At 34.3% G+C, this 23172-nt stretch carries 23 protein-coding genes and 1 tRNA gene; 8 read left to right on the top strand and 16 right to left on the bottom strand.

Features of this window, described 5'->3' with window-relative positions:
- Positions 1-353: 353 nt before the first annotated feature.
- From AC3OCB_RS06105 to AC3OCB_RS06090, 4 genes are all read right to left on the bottom strand, one after another.
- Positions 354-437: transfer RNA gene (locus tag AC3OCB_RS06105), tRNA-Ser, on the bottom strand.
- Positions 438-500: 63 nt separating this feature from the next.
- Positions 501-809 carry a 30S ribosomal protein S10 gene (rpsJ, locus tag AC3OCB_RS06100; protein WP_498341417.1) on the bottom strand — a complete coding sequence of 103 codons (309 nt, stop codon included), beginning with the start codon at positions 807-809 and terminating at the stop codon, positions 501-503.
- Positions 810-830: 21 nt separating this feature from the next.
- Positions 831-2138, bottom strand: coding sequence for a translation elongation factor EF-1 subunit alpha (tuf, locus tag AC3OCB_RS06095; protein WP_498341416.1), 1308 nt, complete (start codon positions 2136-2138; stop codon positions 831-833).
- Between the two features lie 55 nt (positions 2139-2193).
- Positions 2194-2778, bottom strand: coding sequence for a 30S ribosomal protein S7 (locus AC3OCB_RS06090; protein ID WP_498341415.1), 585 nt, complete (start codon positions 2776-2778; stop codon positions 2194-2196).
- An 81-nt stretch (positions 2779-2859) separates the two neighbouring features.
- Between AC3OCB_RS06090 and AC3OCB_RS06085 the strand changes: the two genes are divergently transcribed.
- Positions 2860-3342, top strand: coding sequence for a bifunctional nuclease family protein (locus AC3OCB_RS06085; protein ID WP_498341414.1), 483 nt, complete (start codon positions 2860-2862; stop codon positions 3340-3342).
- Between the two features lie 4 nt (positions 3343-3346).
- Here the strand turns inward: AC3OCB_RS06085 and AC3OCB_RS06080 are convergent, their stop codons facing one another.
- Genes AC3OCB_RS06080 through AC3OCB_RS06045 form a run of 8 tightly spaced genes read right to left on the bottom strand, consistent with a single transcriptional unit; the run spans position 3347 to position 13294 of the window.
- The gene (locus AC3OCB_RS06080) at positions 3347-3790 is read right to left on the bottom strand and encodes a 30S ribosomal protein S12 (RefSeq protein ID WP_498341412.1); all 444 of its coding nucleotides are present in this window, start codon (positions 3788-3790) and stop codon (positions 3347-3349) included.
- 11 nt (positions 3791-3801) lie between these two features.
- Positions 3802-4233: a NusA-like transcription termination signal-binding factor gene (locus AC3OCB_RS06075; protein ID WP_498341411.1), complete on the bottom strand. Its 432-nt coding sequence runs from the start codon at positions 4231-4233 to the stop codon at positions 3802-3804.
- Entirely contained in the window at positions 4234-4554 is a 321-nt protein-coding gene (locus tag AC3OCB_RS06070) for a 50S ribosomal protein L30e (RefSeq protein WP_498341410.1), read from the bottom strand. It abuts the gene before it with no gap.
- 5 nt (positions 4555-4559) lie between these two features.
- Positions 4560-5738 carry a DNA-directed RNA polymerase subunit A'' gene (gene rpoA2, locus AC3OCB_RS06065; RefSeq protein WP_498341409.1) on the bottom strand — a complete coding sequence of 393 codons (1179 nt, stop codon included), beginning with the start codon at positions 5736-5738 and terminating at the stop codon, positions 4560-4562.
- A gap of 5 nt (positions 5739-5743) precedes the next feature.
- Positions 5744-8386, bottom strand: a complete 2643-nt coding sequence (gene rpoA1 / locus AC3OCB_RS06060) for a DNA-directed RNA polymerase subunit A' (RefSeq protein ID WP_498341408.1) — start codon at positions 8384-8386, stop codon at positions 5744-5746.
- Complete coding sequence (locus tag AC3OCB_RS06055; protein WP_498341407.1) at positions 8379-11759, bottom strand: DNA-directed RNA polymerase subunit B; 3381 nt, start codon at positions 11757-11759, stop codon at positions 8379-8381. The genes rpoA1 and AC3OCB_RS06055 overlap by 8 nt, the downstream gene beginning before the upstream one ends.
- Before the next feature lie 4 nt (positions 11760-11763).
- The gene (locus AC3OCB_RS06050; protein WP_498341406.1) at positions 11764-12018 is read right to left on the bottom strand and encodes a DNA-directed RNA polymerase subunit H; all 255 of its coding nucleotides are present in this window, start codon (positions 12016-12018) and stop codon (positions 11764-11766) included.
- Positions 12019-12073: 55 nt separating this feature from the next.
- Complete coding sequence (locus tag AC3OCB_RS06045; RefSeq protein ID WP_498341443.1) at positions 12074-13294, bottom strand: NAD(P)-dependent malic enzyme; 1221 nt, start codon at positions 13292-13294, stop codon at positions 12074-12076.
- A 151-nt stretch (positions 13295-13445) separates the two neighbouring features.
- Between AC3OCB_RS06045 and infB the strand changes: the two genes are divergently transcribed.
- Positions 13446-15254, top strand: coding sequence for a translation initiation factor IF-2 (infB, locus tag AC3OCB_RS06040; RefSeq protein WP_498341405.1), 1809 nt, complete (start codon positions 13446-13448; stop codon positions 15252-15254).
- On the opposite strand, the gene ndk is transcribed toward infB, so the two are convergent.
- Positions 15226-15669 carry a nucleoside-diphosphate kinase gene (gene ndk, locus AC3OCB_RS06035; RefSeq protein ID WP_498341403.1) on the bottom strand — a complete coding sequence of 148 codons (444 nt, stop codon included), beginning with the start codon at positions 15667-15669 and terminating at the stop codon, positions 15226-15228. The two genes, infB and ndk, sit on opposite strands and share 29 nt — an antisense overlap.
- Position 15670: 1 nt before the next feature.
- The gene (locus tag AC3OCB_RS06030) at positions 15671-15856 is read right to left on the bottom strand and encodes a 50S ribosomal protein L24e (protein WP_498341402.1); all 186 of its coding nucleotides are present in this window, start codon (positions 15854-15856) and stop codon (positions 15671-15673) included.
- Positions 15857-15923: 67 nt separating this feature from the next.
- Here AC3OCB_RS06030 and AC3OCB_RS06025 point away from each other — a divergent pair, with 67 nt between their 5' ends.
- The 6 genes from AC3OCB_RS06025 (at position 15924) to AC3OCB_RS06000 (ending at position 20431) form a co-directional block, all read left to right on the top strand.
- Complete coding sequence (locus AC3OCB_RS06025) at positions 15924-16175, top strand: 30S ribosomal protein S28e (RefSeq protein ID WP_498341401.1); 252 nt, start codon at positions 15924-15926, stop codon at positions 16173-16175.
- A 9-nt stretch (positions 16176-16184) separates the two neighbouring features.
- A complete protein-coding gene (gene upp / locus AC3OCB_RS06020) occupies positions 16185-16835 on the top strand; it encodes a uracil phosphoribosyltransferase (protein ID WP_498341400.1) in 651 nt (216 codons plus the stop codon).
- 34 nt (positions 16836-16869) lie between these two features.
- Entirely contained in the window at positions 16870-18291 is a 1422-nt protein-coding gene (gene gatB, locus AC3OCB_RS06015; protein ID WP_498341399.1) for an Asp-tRNA(Asn)/Glu-tRNA(Gln) amidotransferase subunit GatB, read from the top strand.
- 89 nt (positions 18292-18380) lie between these two features.
- Entirely contained in the window at positions 18381-19088 is a 708-nt protein-coding gene (locus AC3OCB_RS06010) for a phosphoribosyltransferase family protein (protein ID WP_498341398.1), read from the top strand.
- 1 nt (position 19089) lies between these two features.
- Complete coding sequence (locus AC3OCB_RS06005; protein WP_498341397.1) at positions 19090-19656, top strand: MBL fold metallo-hydrolase; 567 nt, start codon at positions 19090-19092, stop codon at positions 19654-19656.
- 133 nt (positions 19657-19789) lie between these two features.
- Complete coding sequence (locus tag AC3OCB_RS06000) at positions 19790-20431, top strand: 2,5-diamino-6-(ribosylamino)-4(3H)-pyrimidinone 5'-phosphate reductase (RefSeq protein ID WP_498341396.1); 642 nt, start codon at positions 19790-19792, stop codon at positions 20429-20431.
- Here AC3OCB_RS06000 and tes read toward each other — a convergent pair.
- A complete protein-coding gene (gene tes, locus AC3OCB_RS05995; protein WP_498341395.1) occupies positions 20426-22174 on the bottom strand; it encodes a tetraether lipid synthase Tes in 1749 nt (582 codons plus the stop codon). The two genes, AC3OCB_RS06000 and tes, sit on opposite strands and share 6 nt — an antisense overlap.
- A 70-nt stretch (positions 22175-22244) precedes the next feature.
- A complete protein-coding gene (locus AC3OCB_RS05990) occupies positions 22245-23165 on the bottom strand; it encodes a thiamine-phosphate kinase (protein WP_498341394.1) in 921 nt (306 codons plus the stop codon).
- Positions 23166-23172 lie beyond the last annotated feature (7 nt).

The following is a 23172-nucleotide window of genomic DNA, read 5'->3' as shown; positions in this document are numbered from 1 at the left end:
ATAACTGTTCCCACGTTTATATTCTACAAATTTGTATCAAAAACCTAGATAAAAATGTAATTTATGAAATAATTAACAAAATTATAATTATTTCCTATAGAATCTAAAAGACTAATTATATTTTTAATAAAAGGATTTTTCTACTATAAAATCGCTTTCTTTCACCCTGTCATATAAACTATAAAATAGCTAAGTTATAATCCCTTAAATCGTATAGTACACAATCTTACATTAAAAATGAAAAATCACAGTTCTATTTATAGTAACTTTTATCTAGTTTTCCAAGTCTTTTGTATAAAGTATTAAAAGAAGTCGTTTGCCTAACAATAATTTAATAAAATAGCATAACCAAGCGCCGGGGACGGGATTTGAACCCGTGTGGGGTGACCCCCACTGGCTCTCCAGGCCAGCCCCTTAGTCCGCTCGGGCACCCCGGCAAATATAAAATATTAAGCCAAGTATTAAAAACGTTTTTGCAATAAACAAAGGGTTTAACTTGATTAGACCAATTCTATTTCAATATATACATCATCGGGGACTCTTACTCTCATAAGTTGCCTCATTACTCTTTCATCTGTAGCAACGTCTATTATCCTTTTATGAACTTTCATCTCCCAATGCTCCCATTTCTTTCTTCCTTCACCATGTGGCAATCTCATTACAGGTACTTCCATCCTCGATGTAGGCAAGGGGATCGGACCGTTTACTTCTACTCCCGTTTTCTGAGCTAATGTTTTTATTTGGTTGACAACGAAATTTAGATTTTCTATGTTCGTGCTCCAAAGCCTAATTCTTGCTTTAGTAGGCATAAAATCACCATAATAAAAAAATTACTTAATCTCTACTTTCTTTGGTTTAACGTCTATTATCACACCTACTCCTACTGTCTTACCCATATCTCTCATAGCAAATCTTCCTAATGCTGGAAAGTCCTTAAACTTCTCTGCGACTAAATCTTTAATTGGTTTCATCTTAACTATTGCAGCATCCCCTGGCTTTAGGAATTGTGGATTCTTTTCGGCTTCTTTACCAGTCTTTGGATCAATCTTTGATGTTAATTCAGTTACTCTACAAGCAACGCTTGCAGTATGTATGTGAACTACTGGTGTATAACCTACGCTTAAGGCTGTTGGATGCCATATTACTATTATCTGTGCTGTCATTTCATCGACAACTGTTGGTGGTACATTGGGACTACCTGCTACATCTCCTCTCTTTATATCTTTCTTTTCTATGCCTCTTACGTTAAATCCGATGTTGTCACCAGGTTCAGCTTTATCAATCTTTGTGTGATGAGTCTCTATTGATCTAACCTCACCGACTTTTCCTGCCGGCATAAAGACTACTTTGTCACCAACTTTCAGTACACCAGTTTCTACTCTTCCTACTGGTACTACACCTACTCCAGAAATTGAATATACTTCTTGAATTGGAATTCTTAATGGCTTGTCTACTGGTTTTGGTGGGATTTCTAACTGATCGAGGTATTCCTCTAGTGTGGCTCCAGTGTACCATTTCATATTTTCAGATTTATGAGTTATATTCTCACCAGTGGTTGCTACTACTGGTACAAACTTAACTTTATTCATATCGTAACCAAAGCTTTTCATGAATTTTCCTACTTGGTCAACTATTTCTTTGTATCTCTTTTCATCATATGGTGGGTCTGTTAAATCCATCTTGTTTACCGCTACTATTACTTGGTTAATACCCATTGTCTTTGCTAATATTATGTGCTCTCTAGTTTGGCCTTCGACACTCATTCCTGCTTCATATTCACCTTTCTTTGCAGATATTACTAGGATTGCAGCATCAGCTTGGCTTGCACCAGTGATCATATTCTTTACGAAGTCTCTATGCCCAGGGGCATCAATAATTGTAAAGAAGTATTTTCTTGTTTCAAATTTCATGAATGTTAAATTAATTGTTACACCTCTTTCTCTCTCTTCCTTTAGCCTATCTAGTAAGAATGCATATTTCTCTGATTCTTTTCCAAGTTTTTTGGCAGCCTCTTCTGCTTCTTTTATAGTTTTCTCATCTAGAAAACCTCTGTCCATTAATATTCTTCCTACTAATGTGCTTTTGCCATGGTCTATATGGCCTATGACGATTAAGTTTAGGTGTGGCTTTTGTGACATCTTACTCCCTCTTGCACATATTTAACGTGACAAGCATTAAAAGTTTAGCTATAAGTTATCTTGAGCTTAATGCAATTCTTTCAGTCTCTTCTTTCTTCCTAACAGCAAAGCTCTTTGGATCATTGTTAGCAGCTGCCATAATTTCCTCTGCTAATGCTTCTTCTATAGGTTTCGGATTATTAAATGAAGCTTCTTTTGCACCCATCACTATGTGTCTCAACGCTAGATCAACTCTCCTTTGGGGAGCTACGTCGACTGCAACATAATAAACTATACCACCGTACATAATTCTTGTTACTTCTTCTCTGGGTGCTGAATTTTCTATAGCTTTTACAAGAACTTGAAGAGGATTTTGACCTGTTTTAAGTGCTATTATATCAAAAGCTGTTTTTACTATGTTATATGCTAGCATTTTCTTTCCTTTGTTTCTCCCTGGTCTCATAACATTATTTATTAATCTCTCTACGATTGGTAATCTTGCTTTACCAAATCTCCTATGCTCATGTCTTCCACCAGTATGAGGTAAATACACAGGCATTAGTCCAATATATTTTTTCAAACTTGGGTCTCTAACTTCCACTTTGGTATCCCACTTACCGAAAACCTTTAAGTCTATCGACGATACTTCAAAGCTTTCCATTTTTATCCTAATCCAATAGTTAGTTTTTACTTAAATGTGTTTATGAAGGATTTTATAGTGCAATTACATAAGTATAATATAATGAACCAAGAGAATTCAAACGACTTAGTAAAAGTAGAAAAAGTAGACGCATTCTTTTATCCAATACATGGCATTCCCACCATGGTATTATATCTAGAAGATGGTAGAGAATTTAAAATGTTTCAAATTCCTGTAGAAATAGTTATTGCTTTGAATAGATTACAAGAGAAAAGAGATTATGAAGAATTCTTAAGAGGTGATAAAAGAGAAAATATATATGATATTTTAGCATTCTCTTCTGAAGTAAAAGATCAATTAAACAAGATAATAAACAGAGTCATAATTAATGACGTAAATGAAGAATATGGAGTCTATATAGCTACTGTGGAATTTAAATTCGACGGAGTGATCATAGAAAAACAACTAATACCTAGCCATGCCATATTCCTTGCATTAGTGGCAAATAAACCAATATATGTAAAGAAAAATTTAGTTGATGAACAAGAAAATCAAGATAGAAAAAAGAATAACGAAGAACCTTAAAAATCTACCTTACTGGTTTTTGTTTTTTACCTTTATATAAAGCGTCTAAGGAAACTCCATTTACCATAACTACTTTATATCTGACTCCAGGTAAGTCACCCATAGACCTACCCAAAGTACCTCCAATTCCAGCTATAACTACTTCGTCATGTTCATCAATGAAATTTACTCCACCGTCGCCTGGAACGAATGCTGTTACAACTCTTCCATTCTTAACAAGCTGAACTCTAACTGCCTTTCTAACTGCAGAATTGGGCTGTCTTGACTCTATACCCACTTTTTCAAGAACTATACCTCTAGCCATAGGAGCTCCTTCTAGTGGATCGAACTTCTCTCTCAAATTTAACATTCTTCTTTTGAATTTCCTTTGATGCCACCTAAATTTAAGTCTCTTCAACCTTAGTTTTCTTGCCGCAAATAACCCTTTTGGTGATTTGCTTCCTGCCATTCTTCACACCTTTAAGTTATAATCACAGAATCAATATCCATATATCTTTTTAATATTAACTTTGCTCTAGTAACGTTTCTTCCTCCTTTACCTATTGCAATTCCTTTATCTTGAGGATCTACAGTTATATATACTGTTTTCTTGGAATTTGACTGAACAACCTTTACACTTCTCACTTTTGCAGGAGCCATCAGATTTCTTACCAAATCTTCTAGATTATCGCTATAACCAACAATCTCTATAGATTTACCTATAAGTTTTTCCAATCTTTTTACATTCAACCCATTTTTACCTATTGCTGTACCCATATTTTCTTGGTTTACAAGAAAAATAATTCTGTTATTTTCATCATCTACGATACAATCTCTTGCAGTAACACGCGTTATATCTTGAAAAAGTGACATATATCTTAGTTCTTCCGACGTAAGTTTAATTTCAGGCACTTACTGAGTCCCCTCCTTTAGTTGTTCAATCAACTTTGACTCTCCGGGATCAATAACCCCGATAGTAGAAATCATAAACGGTTTTCCGCATAATTTACCTAAATCATAAGCACTTCCTCCATACTCATAAATAGGGATATTAGATACCTTCGCATAAGTCTTAATATCATCCTTTAAATCTTGTCTTAAGGTTGATGTTATTATAACCATTTTTACTTTACCGTTTTTTACCATTTTTATTGATTTCTTTGTACCGAAGATTACTTTACCAGTTCTTAATAGTGTTTTAAGTTCACTTTCAAAACGCACTACTTCTGACACTCTGTTCACCTCATGTTTGGTTTCATGGTTAACTCCACTATCCCAGTACCTAATCTAATAGGCTGGCCAATTATAATATTTTCTACTACGCCTTTAAATTCTTCCATTTCTCCTCTTGCTGCTGCATCTAGTAAATGCTTTACTGTGACTTCAAATGCAGCCCTTGCAAGCACGCTACTTTTCTCGCCAGTAACTCCATGCCTACCTATCTGCCTTACTACTCCGGTTCTAGTCATAATATCTGATACTAATAGAATATGTCTCAAATCTACATCTAGACCTTGCTCCTCTAGTACCCTCTTAATTTCTCTAGCTATTGCCTCCCTAGCCGCTTCAATTCCAAAAACTTCTCCTATTTCATGAATGTTGTTAGTTTGAACTTTAGTGGGATCCACACCTTTGACACCAATAACTCCTTCTAGGTTAGACCCATCAGTGAGTATAACATATTCATCTCCTTTCTTTTGAACTATAGCTCTTCTTATTCCTTTTATTCCTTTTATTTTGGTATTAAGTAATTTTTCTCTCATCTTAAATAAGGCTGATATGCTATCTAGTTCTTCAAAGTATATAGTAAATGTGTATTCATCAACATCTTCTATGTGTACTTTGCCTAATTTTAGCTTAGAAATTGTCTTCTTTACATCAGATACATCAACACCTTTATCTCTAAGCATTTCACTATCTAGCTGTAAAGTTATAGACATGTTAGATATATCTACACTTATGGAAGCTATAATATGCTCTATTTTGGTATACTCAATTTTCCTAGCAATGTCTAATGCTTTATCTCTATCGAATTTGTATTCATCTGTCAGATATATAGTCATTATAGGAGTAGAAGGGGTTTTCCTTGCATCTACTATTTCTATTAATCTAGGCAAACCTAATGTTACATTTAACTCTCTAATACCAGCAAAGTGGAATGTTCTTAGCGTCATCTGTGTACCGGGTTCTCCTATTGATTGAGCTGAAACAACACCAGCTGCTTCTCCCGGTTCGATTAATGACTGCTGATAATCTCTTATTGCTAAATCTATTATTTTATCTACATCTGACTCATTTATGTTTATTTCTGTGTTAAGTAAGACTTGCCTTAGATCCTCTATTACTTTCTGCGGTAGTTTATTAGAAGCTTGCTCTAATGCTTTTTCAATATAAGATTTAAGATAATCAGACATCATTTATTTCACCTTTTCCATCCGACCACTCTTTCAATTATTCTATTTACATCTACTGTTTTACCATGAGAACTATACATTGGATTGACTCCATCTTCACCATATATAGGTTCAATAACTTCACCATATAATGATCTCACAGTGCCATCATATTCTATCCTGAGATCAGATAATGCATTTATCAATCTTCTCTGCATGTACCCGCTTTGTGAAGTCTTTACAGCTGTATCCACTAATCCTTCTCTACCTCCAGCTGCGTGGAAGAATACTTCTATTGGCGTTAATCCTCTGGTAAATGAATTGTGCACAAATCCTCTTGCATCTGGGGATATATCTCCAGGCTTAAAGTGTGGTAACGTCCTATTCATATAACCTCTTTTAATTCTTTCACCTCTTACTGATTGCTGGCCCAGCATTGCAGTCATCTGTGTTATGTTAAGTTCGCTGCCTCTAGCTCCAGTTACTGCCATGATATATACATTATTAAACGGATCAAGATATTTTGTTGCTATATCTCCCGCAGTCTTTCTTAACTGATCTAATGTCTCTAAAATATGATCCTCTAGGCTTTCTTCTGCAGTCCTACCGGGTATAAGTTCCAAAGTGCCTTCATTATATTGCTTGATGAATTCATTAACCTTTTGATATGCTATTTTTGTTTGTTCATCAATTTCATTAAATGCGGCTGGTGGAATTGTTACATCATCCAAAGTCATTGTAAATCCTCTTAGCTCTACGAATCTTATGAACAATTTAAATACGTTATCCATAAACCATCTCCCGTAATCAGATCCATATTCTCTAATTAACCAGTGTAAAATGCTTTCTGGTTGCTGGTTTCCAATAGCTTTCTTGTCTAATACACCTTCTAATAGAACACCATTTTTAATCACTACAAATGAGTCGTGAGGGCAGACTTCATTCTTACAAGCTCTGAAACCTTTAGAGATATTAGCAGGGCCATGGAAGTTAAAGTCCTTTGGAATAAACAGACTTACTATTTGTTTTCCGGTATAGTATTCTTTAGGTGCTAGAATAGCTGGTTCTCCTAGTTCACCTACAAAATCGGTAACACCTAAAATAGTTGTAGCTTCCTCTCTCGTAACTAATGAAGTTTTAACGGTAAGTAAATAGGCACCACTTATATAATCTTGTGCACCGCCCATTATAGGACCCCCATATCTCGGAGTTATAATATTCCTATGTACTAACATTATTTCTCTAGTTTCAGCAATTGCTTCTTCAGATTGTGGAACATGAAGATTCATTTCGTCTCCATCGAAGTCAGCGTTATATGGAGGACATACTAACAAGTTTAATCTGAATGTCCTTCCAGGTAATATAACTACTTTGTGACCCATCATAGAGATTCTATGCAATGATGGCTGTCTGTTGAATATTACCATATCTCCGTCCACTAAGTGTCTTTCTATTATGTAACCTGGGGTAAGGCTTGATGCCAGTTCTTTCCTATCTTTAACATATCTTAGATCTATTCTTCTTCCATCCGGTCTTATTACATAATTAGCACCAGGCCACTTCTCTGGACCATTAATGACGTATTGTCTCATTCTTTCAATATTCATTTTAGTAACTTTTTCCGGCACAGTTAGCGTTTTTGCAATAGTTTCTGGAACTCCAACTTCATCTATACTGATATTTGGATCTGGAGAGATTACAGTTCTTGCCGAAAAGTCAACTCTTTTACCAGATAAGTTACCTCTAAATCTTCCTTCTTTACCTTTAAGCCTTTGTGCTAATGTCCTTAAAGGTCTACCTGACCTATGTTTGGCCGGAGGTATCCCTGGAATTTCATTATCAAAATACGTGGAAACATGATACTGCAAAAGATCCCATAAATCTTCTATTATTAATTGAGGAGCACCAGCATCTATACTTTCTTTCAACCTTTCATTTATTCTTATTATATCAACTAATTTATGAGTTAAGTCATCTTCTGCTCTAATACCGCTTTCTATGGTTATTGAAGGTCTTATCGTTATTGGTGGAACTGGCAAAACAGTTAATATCATCCACTCTGGTCTTGAATATTTAGGATCATAACCTAGTAACTCATAATCACTATCTGGTATCCTCTCTAGTCTTTCCCTTATATCGGAGGGTGTTAGTCTTATAACTCCTTCTTTCCTTTCTTCATAAAAGTTATATGGTTTTTCAAGTTTTATTTTGAACTGCTTTTCACCGCAATGAGGACATTCCATATTTTTCATAGCATTCTTTTTCACATATTCTACCAGTCTTCTTGCAGCTGATGGCCATCTGTTTTTAATTGCGTTATATATTCTAGTATATCTTTGTAATTCCTCTTCTCTAATTTTAAGTCTTCCACAATGTCTACATGTAGCTCTTAAAATGTCATAAACATGTTTAACATAGCCTACATGGAGTACTGGTCTTATAAGTTCAATATGACCAAAATGCCCTGGACATCCGTTTAATGTATTGCCACAAGTTGGACATTTTTGGCCAGGTTCTATTACTCCTAGTCTAGGATCCATCACTCCTCCTTCTATTGGGGTTCCGTCTTCGTCATATACTTCTGAGGTTATTATTGCAGTTACTGACATTTTTCTTATTTCGTCAGGCGATAATATCCCAAATTTTACTCCTTTAATTATCTTTTCACTCATTACTTTCACCTCCAACTTGAATCTTATCACCTAAAATTAATCTAGGGGAAATAACCATGCTCATTAATTCTTGCAAGAGCAGTTTAAATGCATAAGACACAGTTACTGGATGTAATGTAGTATTCTCGCCATGTACTGGACATACGTATCTATTTCTGTTCCTATCGTACCAGCCTATGTATCCACATTTCTCACAAACATACACCGTAGCTTTATCAGAATTGTCAAGAAGTCTATCTTTGATTAGCATTGCAGTTCCGAAACCAATAAGGCAATCCCTTTCCATTTCTCCGAACCTTAGCCCACCTTCACGTGCTCTTCCTTCTGTAGGCTGTCTAGTTAGTATCTGTACAGGTCCTCTTGCTCTTGCGTGCATTTTATCTGCTACCATATGATGTAATTTCTGGTAATAAACTACTCCGAACATTATTCTGCTTTTCATCTTTTGCCCTGTCCTTCCATCATATACTACTTCGCTCGCATCTGGTAAATATCCAGACTCAAGTATGCCTTTTCTTATTTCGTCTAAAGATGGCGTCTCTATGAATGGAGTAGCATCTACTTGTTTACCAGTTAAGGAAACATATTTTCCTGCTAATGCCTCCCTTATCTGACCTATTGTCATTCTTGATGGTAAAGCGTGAGGATTCAATATTACATCTGGTACTACTCCTTTCACAGTATAAGGCATGTCAGCTTGATCTATAAGCATACCAATTACTCCTTTCTGACCATGTCTAGTAGCGAACTTGTCTCCTATTTCTGGGATTCTAAGATCCCTAACTCTTACTTTAACAAGCTTATTACCCTCCGATGATTCAGTAACTAAAACCAGGTCTACTGTACCCATTTCTCCATGTCTCGTTACTATAGATGTATCTCTTTTAGACTGTTCTGGTGATAGTTCTTTAAATTCTTGCAAAAACCTTGGTGGGCTAACTTTTCCTATTAAAACGTCTCCTCCTTTTACTTCAACCTCTGGGGGTACAATCCCATTGTCTTCAAGCATTTTGTAGTATTCATTACCTTTATAACCTTTAGTTCCAGGCTCTGGCTTCACTATTTTATCTTCTTGTCCGCCAGGGTACTTTAATTCCTCAGTAGAATAAAGTCTAAAGAACGTAGACCTATACATCCCCCTTTCTACTGATGACTTATTCATTATAATTGCGTCTTCCATATTATACCCGGTATATGACATTACTGCCAATATTGCATTGTTACCGGCCGGCCTATCGTTATAACCTATTATGTCTAATATTCTAGTTCCTACCAATGGTCTTTGAGGATAATGAAGCAAATGAGCACGTGTATCGGTCCTTAACTGATAATTTGCAGCGTAAAGACCTAATGCTTGCTTAGCCATTGCAGATTGGTATGTGTTTCTTGGGGACTGGTTATGTTCTGGATATGGTATGATTGAAGCAGTGATTCCTAGTATAGCAGGAGGCCATATTTCTAAATGTGTATGCTCTTCTGTTAAGTCTTCTGGATTTAATGCTATATAAGTGTTTTCTTCTTCCTCTGCATCTAAGAACTCTATTTTACCTGATTTGATTAAATCTTGGAATGTTATTTCTCCGTTTCTTAGTTTATCAATATCTTCTTTTGTGACTAAAGGTTTTCCATCCTTCACTACTATTAATGGTCTTCTAACTCTTCCTCCATCGCTATTTATATGAACTTCGTTGATATATTCCGTTACTATATGAGATACATTAACTTCGTCACTTATTTTGCCAGACCTACGGAGTTCCCTAAGCTTATCTGCTAGTTCTTTACCATCCGGATAATAACCTAATAATCTCCCATTAAGATAAACCTTACTCCAATTAAGATATTTGTTTACATCCTCCTCTTCTGAAATTCTATTTATTAATTCCTCCTGAGATAAAACACCTTCATCGTAAACTACTTTTTCTACAGTGGATTCATTTATGCCTACCGCGATTTGTCCCATTAATGCTATGTTCTTTACTAAACCGCTATTTGGACCCTCTGGGGTTTCAAATGGACATACTCTACCCCACTGAGTACCATGTAAATCTCTAGCTTCAAAGTTCGGCTGACCTCTTGCTAATGAAGACACCACTCTTCTTAAGTGGCTTAACATCGATAGCCAGTTAGTTCTATCTAAAAGTTGGCTTACACCAGTCCTTCCTCCAACCCAGTTACCGGTAGCTAAAGCATGCCTTACTCTTTCAGTAATTATATCAGCTCTTACTAAAGCAGTTATTGATAGTCTTCTTCCCCTAACTTTAGCCTTCTCAAGTTGATAAACTAGATCTTTCACAAATGCTTTGAATGCAACTCTGAATAAACTTGTGAATAAATCACCTGCTAATCTAACTCTTTTATTAGCATAATGATCTTTATCATCTGGTTCTCTTCTACCTAGATATAATTCTAATAGTTTACTTACTGCAGCTGCAAGATAATATCCTTTCTTTTTCCTATCTTCTGGTGAAGTACCTATATGGGGCAAGAAATACTTGTCTATTATTTGTTCAGCTCTTTGAATTCTATTTTCTCTTTTCTGACCTATAGCTACTCTATTTCCTATAAAATCTAGTGCATCTTCAACAGTAGTTATAGAGCTTGCTTGTTCTAATGATGGAAGCAACTCGTTCTGAACTTCTGGATCTAAGGAGACAGCATAGACTATATCCTTATCCGTCGTAAACCCTAACGCTCTCATCATGATTACAAATGGTATTTTCCCAGGGACAGTTGCAAATGAGATTTGAATAGTACTATCTTTTAATCTCTCAATAACAACTTGAACTCTATAGCCTGCAGCAGCAGAAGTTATTTTTGCTACATGTGTAATATTTGATCCGCTTTTTCCGGCGTCAACCAAAACTCTATTTGTGGCTAAATCTTCTTGAGCTACAATAACTTTCTCCGTTCCGTTAACTATAAAGTAACCACCAGGGTCTTTGGGATCTTCTCCAATGTTTATTAACTCTTCATATGTCATGTTTGATGTAGGATCTGCTATTGATTTAAGCATTATAGGTAGATCACCTACATATACTTCAACAGGTTCACCTTCTATGTTATTCTCTACCGGTATCATAGTCAAATATAGTGGAGCAGAATATGTTAAGTTCCTTAGTCTCGCTTCCATTGGAGTTACGTCCTTAGGTGGACCTTTATCAGTTTCTCTGATACTTGGTCTGTCGTATCTAATTTTTCCTAGCTTAATTTTTAAACCTGGTATTTCTGTAGTTATTTCACCTTGTTCATCTATTACTTGCTGAAGTTTATTTCTAAGAAAGTCATTAAATGAATCAAGGTGTTGTCTTACTAAACCTCTAAGTTTGAAATATGACTTTACTATTTCCCATCTATCTTCAATGCTTAAACTCATTTAATCACCCACTAATAACATATCTATATGTAACTACGTCTCCAGAAAGTGGACTCTTCCTTGTTATTTTAATTATGTCACCGGGTTTAGCATTAATTGTACGGGCAATGGGATCTGAGGCCCTTATCCAAGGTAATTGTTCAGGTCTTATACCTAATCCCTTAAGCATATTGTATGCTTCCTCAACACTAAGCACCTCATGTTTAGGAACAAGTTCATGCTGACTTGGGTCAATCTTAATTTTAGATTGAGAACGCATAATAGTTCACCAAACTAAGTCGTAATATCTAAATCATTCTAGCTAGTTAAAAAAATTATGTTAATGAGGAAAGAAGTTTTCTAGTGTTATCCAACATTGTTTTTGCTGACGAGTAAAGTTCGTCATAAGATAATGATATTCTAGCCAAGCCTTGTTGTATGGCTTTCATTCCTACTGCAGCAGCTACCCTTGGATATACTTCCCATTCAGTCATTCTTGGAATTATATAGTTTTCACTTAATCCTTTTTCCCTAGCAAAAGCAGCTAGCTCCCTAGAAGCTTCTATAACCATTTCATCTGATATAGTTTTTGCACGAACGTCTAAGGCTCCTCTGAATACTGCAGGAAATATTAAGGAGTTATTTACTTGGTTAGGAAAATCACTTCTTCCAGTTGCAACTATTTTTGCACCAGCTTTTTTTGCTTCATCTGGCCATATTTCAGGGACTGGATTCGCCAAAGCGAAAACTATAGAATCTTTGTTCATAAGTTTTATCCATTCTGGTTTTATTACTCCAGGTCCGGGTTTTGATGCTGCTACTAATACATCTGCGTTCTTAAATGCCTCCTCTAAAGTTTTTGCTCCTTCTTTGTTGGTTTTTTCTAATAGTTCGTACTTCCAAGGATTTTCAAGTTTCATTTCATCTTCATCTTGTCTGCCCTTATATAGGGGGCCACGACTATCTATAACAATCATGTTTTCATAAGGAATTCCGTATTTATATAATAATCTTGCAGTAGCTATATTTGCAGCACCGGCTCCATATAGAATGATTTTCATACTTTTAGGATCTTTACCTGTTATTTCAATTGAAGTTATAAGCCCGGCTAATGTTGCACCTGCTGTACCTTGTTGGTCATCATGCCAAACAGGTATTTCTAATATTTGTCTTAATTTATCAAGTATGTAGAAACATTTTGGTGATTCTATATCTTCTAAATTTATTCCACCAAAAGCTGACTCTAATATTTTTACCGTTTCAACTATTTTGTCCGGGTCTTTTGTACTAATGGGTAGCGGGACTGCATCAACTCCGCCTAAATATTTAAAGATAAGGGCTTTTCCTTCCATTACAGGCATTGCAGCCTCAGGTCCAATATCTCCTAATCCTAAAACTCTAGTACCGTCTGTCACAATCGCTATTGCATTCCATCTATAAGTATAATGAAAAGACAACTCTTTATTTTTTGCAATCTCTCTTGAAACAGCAGCTACCCCTGGGGTATATAAAACACTAAAGTCATCTAATGACTTGATAGGAACTTTTGGTATCATTTGTATTTTTCCTTTATACTTAGAAGAAATCTCAATTGCTTTTTTATCTAATTCGCTCAATCTAATAACACCATTAACTTTACTAAATATAAGATTAAATTTTTTGAGTGCGAAGTTGATATATAATAGAGCTTACATTCGGTGAAAAATTATGTCTCAGCAATTACAAAGTAGAAAATTAAGACAGCCTATAGTTGTAGTTTTAGGGCATGTAGATCATGGCAAAACTACTTTATTAGATAAAATTAGAGGAACCGCAGTTGTAAAAAAAGAGCCCGGAGAAATGACTCAAGAAGTCGGTGCTAGTTTCGTTCCAACCAGTGTTATTGAAAAAATAGCAGAACCACTAAAGAAAGTATTTCCTATTAAGTTAGAGATTCCTGGTTTATTATTTATTGATACGCCAGGGCATGAGCTATTTAGTAACCTAAGAAAAAGAGGCGGTAGTGTAGCGGATATAGCAATTCTAGTAGTAGATATAGTGGAAGGATTTCAAAAACAAACTTATGAATCACTAGAAATATTAAAAAGTAGAAAAGTTCCGTTTTTAGTTGCTGCAAATAAAATTGATAGAATACCTGGTTGGAATGCTGTTGATACTTATTCCTTTCTTGAAAGTATTAAACAACAGAGAAAAGATGTGCAGGTACAATTAGATAATTATGTTTATAAACTAGTAGAGCAACTAGCTGAACTAGGACTAAGTGCAGAAAGGTTTGACAGAATAAAAGATTTTACTAAGAATATAGCAATAATTCCGGTTTCAGGGAAAACTGGAGAAGGAATAGCTGAACTCTTAGCTCTACTTGCAGGATTGACGCAAAATTATATGAAAACTAAATTAAGGTTTGCGGAAGGTCCTGCAAAAGGAGTAGTCTTAGAGGTTAAAGAACTTCAAGGCCTAGGCTATACAATTGACACGATTATTTATGACGGAATTCTAAAGAAAAATGATACTATTGTACTCGGAGGATTAAACGGCCCCATAGTAACTAAGGTTAGGGCGATTTTAGTACCGAAACCATTACAAGACATTAAAATAGTAAAATCTGATTTTACACAGATAGAAGAAGTATATGCATCAGCTGGGGTTAAAATATATGCTCCTGATATTGAAAACGCTTTAGCCGGATCTCCTCTATTCGTTGCAGAAAATGATGAGCAAATAGAGGAATATAAAAAAGTTATCCAAGAAGAGATAGCCAGTGTAAGATATTATAACGCTGGTATATCTGGGATCATTTTAAAAGCAGATAGTCTAGGGAGCCTTGAAGCATTAGTGGAAGGCCTAAAACAGAAAAATATACCAATAAGATTGGCTGATATTGGGCCAATAACCAAGAGAGATATAACAGAAGCAGAACTTAGCTCACAAGGGGCTAAAGAATTCGGTATAATAGCTGCATTTAGGGTGAAACCACTTCAAGGAATAACTATACCTAGCAAAATTAAAGTGATTTATGGGGAAATTATATATCAACTTTTGGATGACATAGAAAAATACATCACAGAAATAAGAGAAAGTGAAAAGAAAAGAACATTAGATTCTTTAGTTTTACCTGGTAAGTTTAAAATAATACCTGGTTATGTATTCAGAAGAAGTGATCCAGCAATAGTAGGTGTTGAAGTGCTAGGAGGCATAATAAGACCAAAGTTTCCTTTAATAAAGAAAGATGGTAAAAGAGTTGGAGAAATTCAGCAAATTCAAGATAATAAAAAGAGTGTTGATAGAGCTACTAAAGGCATGGAAGTTGCTGTCTCTATTAAAGGAAATGTAATGGTAGGAAGACAAATAGAAGAAGGTGATATATTGTATACTGACGTTCCTAAAGAAGACCTAGAAATATTACTCACAAAATATAAGGACATAATAACAGATGATATGAAAGAAGTCATAAAAGAGTTAATAAATATAAAAAGAGCTGAAGACCCTACATACGGGCTTGGGTTACAGTTGTAATTAACTCCTCTTCTTTGAAGAATATATTCATTTCTCTCTTGGCTTTTTCTTCGCTATCAGAAGCATGAATTACATTCTCAGATTTACTTAAAGCATAATCTCCCCTTATTGTGCCGGGCGATGCTTCTTTCGGATCAGTATTACCTATCATTTTTCTTATGACACTTACTACATCATCTCCTTCTATAACCATACATACTACTGGACCAGATGTAATATAATTTATTAATTCCTCAAAGAATGATTTACCTCTGTGTTCTTCATATAGTTTTTCAGCTACATCTCTGTTCATTTTAACCATTTTCATTGCTATTATCTTTAGACCTCTTTTCTCAAATCTTCCTATTATCTCTCCTATTAAATTTCTTCTTACTCCGTCTGGCTTTATCATTACAAAAGTTCTTTGAAAAGCCATTTTACTTGCCACCCATATATGATTTTGTCCACTTTAGCTTCTTTGGATCTCTACGTAGTTTTAACATAGATTTTCTACATTTATTTGAACAGAACCATAAGATACTACCATCATTTCTGATATACATTATTCCCGTTGCTGGAGGAATCTCTTTTCCGCAAAAACTACATTGTTTAACTGATGGCATGTCATGATATAAAAGAGAGTGAAGTATTTAAGTGAATTGGTCTTTTGATTAGTAAGGGATATTAAAAATGAGCGAAAAGGAAAAGACCCAAACACAGTCCACAATAATTGAAGAGTTCGGTTTCCCAGCGGAAGTAATACAAGTTCTAGATAAAACTGGCGTAACAGGGGAGGTAACACAAGTAAGGGTTAGAGTATTAGAGGGAAGAGATAAAGGAAGAATATTAACCAGAAATGTAAAAGGACCTGTCAGACTTGGAGATATTTTAATTCTTAGAGAAACCGAAAGAGAAGCGAGAAAATTGACAACAAAGAGGTAAAAATACAGTATGCCTCTTTTTATACTATCTAAACCAAATACCCTGCATTTTTTAACTCAATTAAGATCTAAAAATACAGATCAAATTACATTTAGAAAAACTTTAGTAAAATTAGGTAGAATAATAGGTTATGAAATTCTAAATATGTTAGATTATAATATTATTGAAGTGGAAACTCCATTAGGAGTTAAAGCAAAAGGAGTTTATATTTATGATTTGGAAAACATTGTAATAATTAACATTCTTAGAGCTGCTACTCCTTTAGTGGAGGGTTTGCTTAAAGCCCTTCCTACAGCGAGGCTAGGAGTAATAGCCGCAAGTAGAAAAGAGAAAGAAGTAGAAAACGGTTTTCCAACTGAAATGCAAGTACAAATTTTCTATAATAAAATACCAGAGATTAATCCAAAGGATACAGTAATAATTGCAGATCCTATGATAGCTACAGCAAGTACAATGTTACAAGCACTTAATATTATAAAGAAACAGAACCCAAAAAGAATCTTTGTAGTTTCTATAATTATATCAGAATATGGGATAAAAAGAATAATTGAGGAATACCCTGATGCAAATATAATTACACTATCTATAGACCAAGAGCTTGACAATAGGGGCTATATCATACCTGGTTTAGGCGATGCTGGAGATAGAGCTTTTGGTTAAACATTTTTATGCTTATTAGTATTCTTCAATAACTATGGTTAAAATAGGATTAGAGGTACATGTTCATCTTACTTCACTTAAAACTAAGTTATTCTGTTCTTGTCCCAGTGATTACATGAATAAAGAACCTAATACTAATGTTTGCCCAGTTTGCCTTGGTTTACCTGGAGCAATACCAGTTCTAAATGAAAATGCTGTTAAAGCAGCTATAATGGTAGCTCTGGCAATTAATGCCGAAATAGCAGATAGATTGGTTATGGTAAGAAAACACTATTTCTACCCTGATATGTCAAAAAATTATCAGATCTCACAGTACGACGGCCCAGGGAGCATTGCTATATGTAAAGGAGGCTATCTAAGACTTAGAGAAGGTAAAATAGTTAGAATTAGAAGAATTAATATAGAAGAAGATCCAGCTAAGATAGTTTATCCTACCGGATCAATGCTAACGAGTAAATATACTCTTCTAGATTATAATAGATCTGGCATGGGACTTTTAGAGATAGTTTCTGAGCCGGATATGACAGAGCCTAAAGAAGCAAGAGAATTTATGGAAAAATTAAGATCAATACTTGAGCATCTGGGCGTATGTAATTGTGATCTTGAAGGGGCAATGAGAGCTGATGCCAATATATCTGTTGAAGGGGGAGAAAGAGTTGAGGTTAAAAATATAGGTTCTGCAAGAGAAGTGGAAGAGGCCTTAAAGTATGAAATAGCTAGACAGAGAGCAGCTATTAGTCAAGGAATTATGATAAATAGAGAAACTAGACATTGGGATTCCGAAAGAAAAGTTACAGTTCCAACAAGAACAAAAGAAAGCGAAGAAGATTATCGATATTTTCCAGATCCAGATTTACCGCCGTATCCTATAACAAAAGAATACATAGAAGAAATAAAGAGTATATTACCAGAATTACCGGATCTAAGAATTAAAAGACTTGTTAAACAATATGGAATAACCGAATATGATGCTACTGTCTTAGTAATGGATAAAGCGCTAGCAGATTTATTTGAGGAATCATCAAAAGAATACAAAAACTACAAAGCACTCGCTAATTTAATAATAAATGATTATCTCAGATGGCTTAATGATAAAAACTTGAGGCCCTCTCAATCTAAGGCTACTCCTAAACATTTGGTAGAATTATTAAACTTACTAGATAATGGAACCATAACAATAAAAATAGCTAAAGAAATTCTTCCAGAAGTTGTCATTGAAGGAAAGTTGCCTTCATTAATAATCAAAGAAAAAGGATTAACTGCAATAAAAGACCAAGAATATCTAGTAAATGTAATTAAAGAAGTTTTAAGTGAAGAACCAGATGTAGCGGAGAAAGCAAAGAAAGATCCTAGAGTTATTAATTATTTAGTTGGAAAAGTAATGAAAAAAACTGGTAAAAGAGCTGATCCACAATTAACTAATAGGCTGATAAAAGAAATACTAGGTATTAGTTAAATCACAGCGTGGGTTTCTTCATCACATTTCAGTTCTTAAAACCTCGTTCATCAAAAATATTAAAAAGAATGAGAGATATTTATTTGAATATGCAAAAGGACAAGGAGTTAAGACTGAGACTGACTGTAGTAGATTTACTTAAAGAATTAAAAAACAGTTTTACTTATAAGGAACTTTCAAAAATATTTAATATTCAAGAAAGTTTACTTTGTAGGTATGTAAATGGATCCACTATACCCAGTGAATTACATGCAAAAGAAATTCTTGATAAATTAAAATCTAGGGAATTTCTCACAAAATTTCTTCTTAGAAAAATTATAATTCATGAGGACGGCTATGTAGATACTTCTGGATTATTATTTTATCCCAATTTACTTAAAATTTTAATAGAAATTTACTATAGTAAATTCTTCGGTAATAAAGAAATAACTAAAATTATGACAGTTGCTGTAAACGGAATCCCTTTTGCTACTTTAACTGCAGAAGTCTTAGCTAAACCCCTTGTAATAATTAAAAAACATAAGGACTCTATTTACATAGATTACGTTGATGAAAGTTTGAAAGAATCGGATGGGGTAATTACATCAATTTTCATAAGAAGTGATTACGTTTCAAAGAACGATAAGGTACTCCTAGTAGATGATGTAATAAGAAGTGGTAAGACCGTATTTACAGCTTATAAATTAATCAAGAAAGCCGGGGCTGAAGTAGTAGGGGCATTAATCATAGCTTCTGTTGGAAACGAGAAAAGTAGTTATGTTAATAACATTCCAGTGAAACCTATTTTTATATTGTAAGATGATTGGTAAGATATCACAAGGAGTATATTACATAAAAGGATACTACAATGTATATCTTATAATAAACGGGTCTAATGGTGTTCTTGTCAATAGTAGCGATGGAGAGGATAACAGTTTAATAATAGAAGGAATAGAAGAAATACTATCAAGATACAATATAGCTATTAAATATTTAATACTAACTGATCACCATGAAGAATCATCTGGTGGAGCAAGTTATATTATATCATTCTTTAAAATACCTTTTGTTATTTCGAGCTCTGAGGAAGCAACTTTTATAAGAAAAGGTACTGGGAAAAACAGAAAATATAATCCAGTGAGTATAAACTTAGAGATAAAGAATAAAACCACTGATGTAGAAAATTTAAGAATAATTAAAGCTAATTCTCCTTCTCCTGGGTCCTTGATAGTTTTATATAGAAATATTATATTTTCTGGGGTGAATAGAATTTCAGGTATTATTAACAAGATAAACTATATATGTAATGTGTATGAATGTAAGAAAGTGGAAGAATCTTGGTATTTGAAAAGAGATGTGAATCATGTGGGAGATTTAGAGAGATAAAATATTGTGAAATAAGAAAAATTAATGTATGTGTAGACTGTTGTCTTCTTTGTAATCTTAGAAATAAATGTAGTATTAGAGTTTGGTTTCACGATTTAGTTCCAACAAGCACTCAAAAAGGTATGTTGACAAAATGAGACCTTATATAATTATTTTTAGCACGATGTCGATAGATGGAAGAATAGCTGCTAAAGATTACTATAGTGAGCTAAGCTGTCCTTTTGATAAAATAAGACTGCATTTGGTAAGAAGCGAGGTAGACGCAGTACTCGTAGGGGCAAATACAGTAAAAATAGATAATCCTAAGCTACTGCTTAAATATGCAAAGGGGAGAAACCCAATAAGAGTAACTATATCAAGTAAGTTAGATCTTGATCCTTCTGCAATTATATTTGCTTCGCCTCCCACTACGATTTTATACACAACTCAAGATAGTTTGAAAGAAAAGGAAAAGATAGTTGAGGAGCTAAAGAAAAAAGGAGTAGTTATAAGGACGCTGAATAATTTATCATCATGTGCCGTTACAGAAGATTTATATGAGCTGGGTATAAAAAGACTTCTAGTCGAAGGAGGAGGCAAAACTATATGGAGCTTTATAAAAGAGGATTGTTATGATGAACTCAGAGTCACAATATCACCAAAAATTTTTGGAAATGGTGTTTCGATAGTTAATGGGGAAGGGTTTGAGGGAATAAAGGCACAAACACTAAAACTTATAGACTATAAATTATGTGAGTGCAAAAATGAGATACATATTAGATATAAAAAATTATAAGAATGCCTTATATGTTAGCTGATATATTTCGCCTTGCTCTAATTTTGTAGCATTTCTCTTATACTTCATTGAGTCTCCTATGCTATTCTCTCCATGGAGTTTAATCCATTTATCCATTGGAATCTGATAATCTTTTAGTATTTTGTCTCTATAAAGATCATTTAGCACATTATATGTACAAAATGGTATTACTCTGCCATCAGGTGTTACATAATGGATATCACATCTCATTACTCTTTCAATATCGTAGTTGTAAAGATCCATAAAGTGCATTGTACCTAAGAATAACGTTCTATAGTGCCATTCGCCCAGAGCTTCGTAGTTGTGGTTAACTATAATGTTATATAACATCTTATATACGTCGAAGTCTTTAGGACCTTTCTCTTTATCAATAAACTTCCTTAAGCTGTAAAGTAATTTGACTCCTATCCAATACTTGTTTCCTCCTTCTCTCAATTCTTCCGTTTTATCTCTTAGATATTCCAATAATCCCTCTAAATCAATAAACTTAGAGATTGGAATGAAGTGGGGTTCTCCATTTCTCCATTCCACATATACGTAAGTTCCTGCTCCACAACTTGGGTGATTTGCCATTTCAAATTGCTCTTGGCCAGTTAAGGCTTCTATAAGCTTTGAAAATACTACAGATGTTCCTATAGGATACCAACTATCTCTAGTAACTTCACCATCAGTTTGTTCCTCAACATTCTTTAACACTTCTGGGATTGTTATTCTAAATTTATTTCTCATATTTCTCTTCATCATTCCAGTTAAGCTAACTGGCTGGAAGTTAATAGATCTAACAACATCCAAGTTGCGTGCAGCAAATTTGACTATATTGCCTAAGTCTTGATCATTTACAGTCTTTATAACAGTAGGAACTAGAACTACACTAGTCATACCAGATTTTCTAAAGACTTCTAAAGTATATGGAATTTCCCAATGGTTCTTTGGATTAGTTTTTCTGCTAGTACCATCAAAGCTCATATAAATTGTATTGACTCCTGCCTCTCTTAGTTGTCTTGCATACCTAATAGCTTTCTCAGGGTCTTCAAAATACATTTTTGCAAAAGTACCTCCCCATGTATTCAATTGTATGTGTCTAACTCCTTGCTCTCTTAGAGATCTAACGATCTCAATTAAGTCTTCTCTTAATGTTGGTTCTCCTCCAGTAATTTGGATCACAATAGTTGTTCCTTGCCTCTTTAGTTGCTCTGTCATAAACTTTATTTGCTCAATTGTGGGTTCGAAAACATATCCGGCTTTCTCAGCGTAGAAGAAACAGTACCAGCATGACAAATCACATCTGTTTGTTATTACTAAGTTAACTAAGGCCGAATGCTGATGATGCATCGGACATAATCCACAGTTAAACGGACAAGGCGATTTTAGATCCACATAAGGAACTTTAGGACCTTTCCCCTCATATTCCCAATAATCAAATTTGTAGTATAACCCTACATCTCCATAATAAAGGTCTTCAAACTCTCCGTGTTCTGGACAGACTTTTCTTATATATAATTTATCTTCTTTCTCAAATATAGTAGCGGGTAATAATCTATAACATACAGGGCAAAGAGAGCTTGTTACTCTAACTAGTTTCTCGTTTTCTGCAAGTTTAGGTAAGGGACCTCCTACTTTAATTTCTCTATCTCCGAATTTTACTACTCCGTTTTCATATTTTGACGGGGCTGGAAGTAGCCTAAAGCCACCTTGTGGTTGTTCTTGTGAAGTTTGAGCCATACTATATCTAACTACTACATAAAGAATTAGATATATATAAACAATTTCACCGTATACTCCAATAGTTAGGTTAAAACCAACCTGTAAAATTATCCCAACCAGTTTTTTTAATTATTTTATCGCTAAATTGTAAGTTATTTGTATTAGATATTTCCCCTATATAGATTGGGGAAAATCCTAGATACTCCATAAAATTAAGAATTTCTTCCGTGTATTTCTTATCTATGACTAGTAAAGTTTCAAATTCTTCCCCAGAATATTTAAGCACCTCATCAATTTTTATATGATATTCAGTAAGTTTATTACTAACATAATCGGAGAAAGGCATTCTATATAATTTAATGCCCTTATGGGACCTTTCCATTATATTATAAAGAGAAATAATTACCCCATCACTAATATCGGTAGAATAACGAATAGATGTACAATAGTTCTTAAAAAGAGAGACAATTCTCTTGTTAATAACAGGGTGTTTAATTTTATTTTTTTCTATGTAACTAAGCTTTATTTTCCATGAATTTAAGTAGGAAATAAATACTAATGAGGTATACCCAATGGGATTTGTTATTATAACACTATCTCCTTCTTTCACATTTTCAGCTTGAGTATTACACAAAGTCTTCCCGGTGACACTAATATCAATCCAACCAGAGCCAGTAGAGGAGTTAAGATCGCCTCCTACAAGAGAGGCATGATAGTAATCACAAGCATCTTTTATTCCTTTTACTATTTCTTCAATTTTACTAATTTTTCCCTTCTCTATACCTATAGAAGCTAGAATATTTTTTGGCTCTCCGCCCCTACTAAAAACGTCACTAATTGCAGCAGTTACTGCTTTCCAACCTAGATCATAATAGTCCATAAAATCAAAAGTATAACCAAGCTGAAATCCATCTATTTTGTACATGAAACCGTCTTTATCAATATAAACGTCGTCATTGACATAGCTGTACTTACTTATTATATTTTTAATTATTTCATGTTCCGACATTTTTATC

The organism is Sulfurisphaera sp. (assembly GCF_059755235.1).
This window is presented reverse-complemented; position numbering and strand designations above follow the sequence as displayed.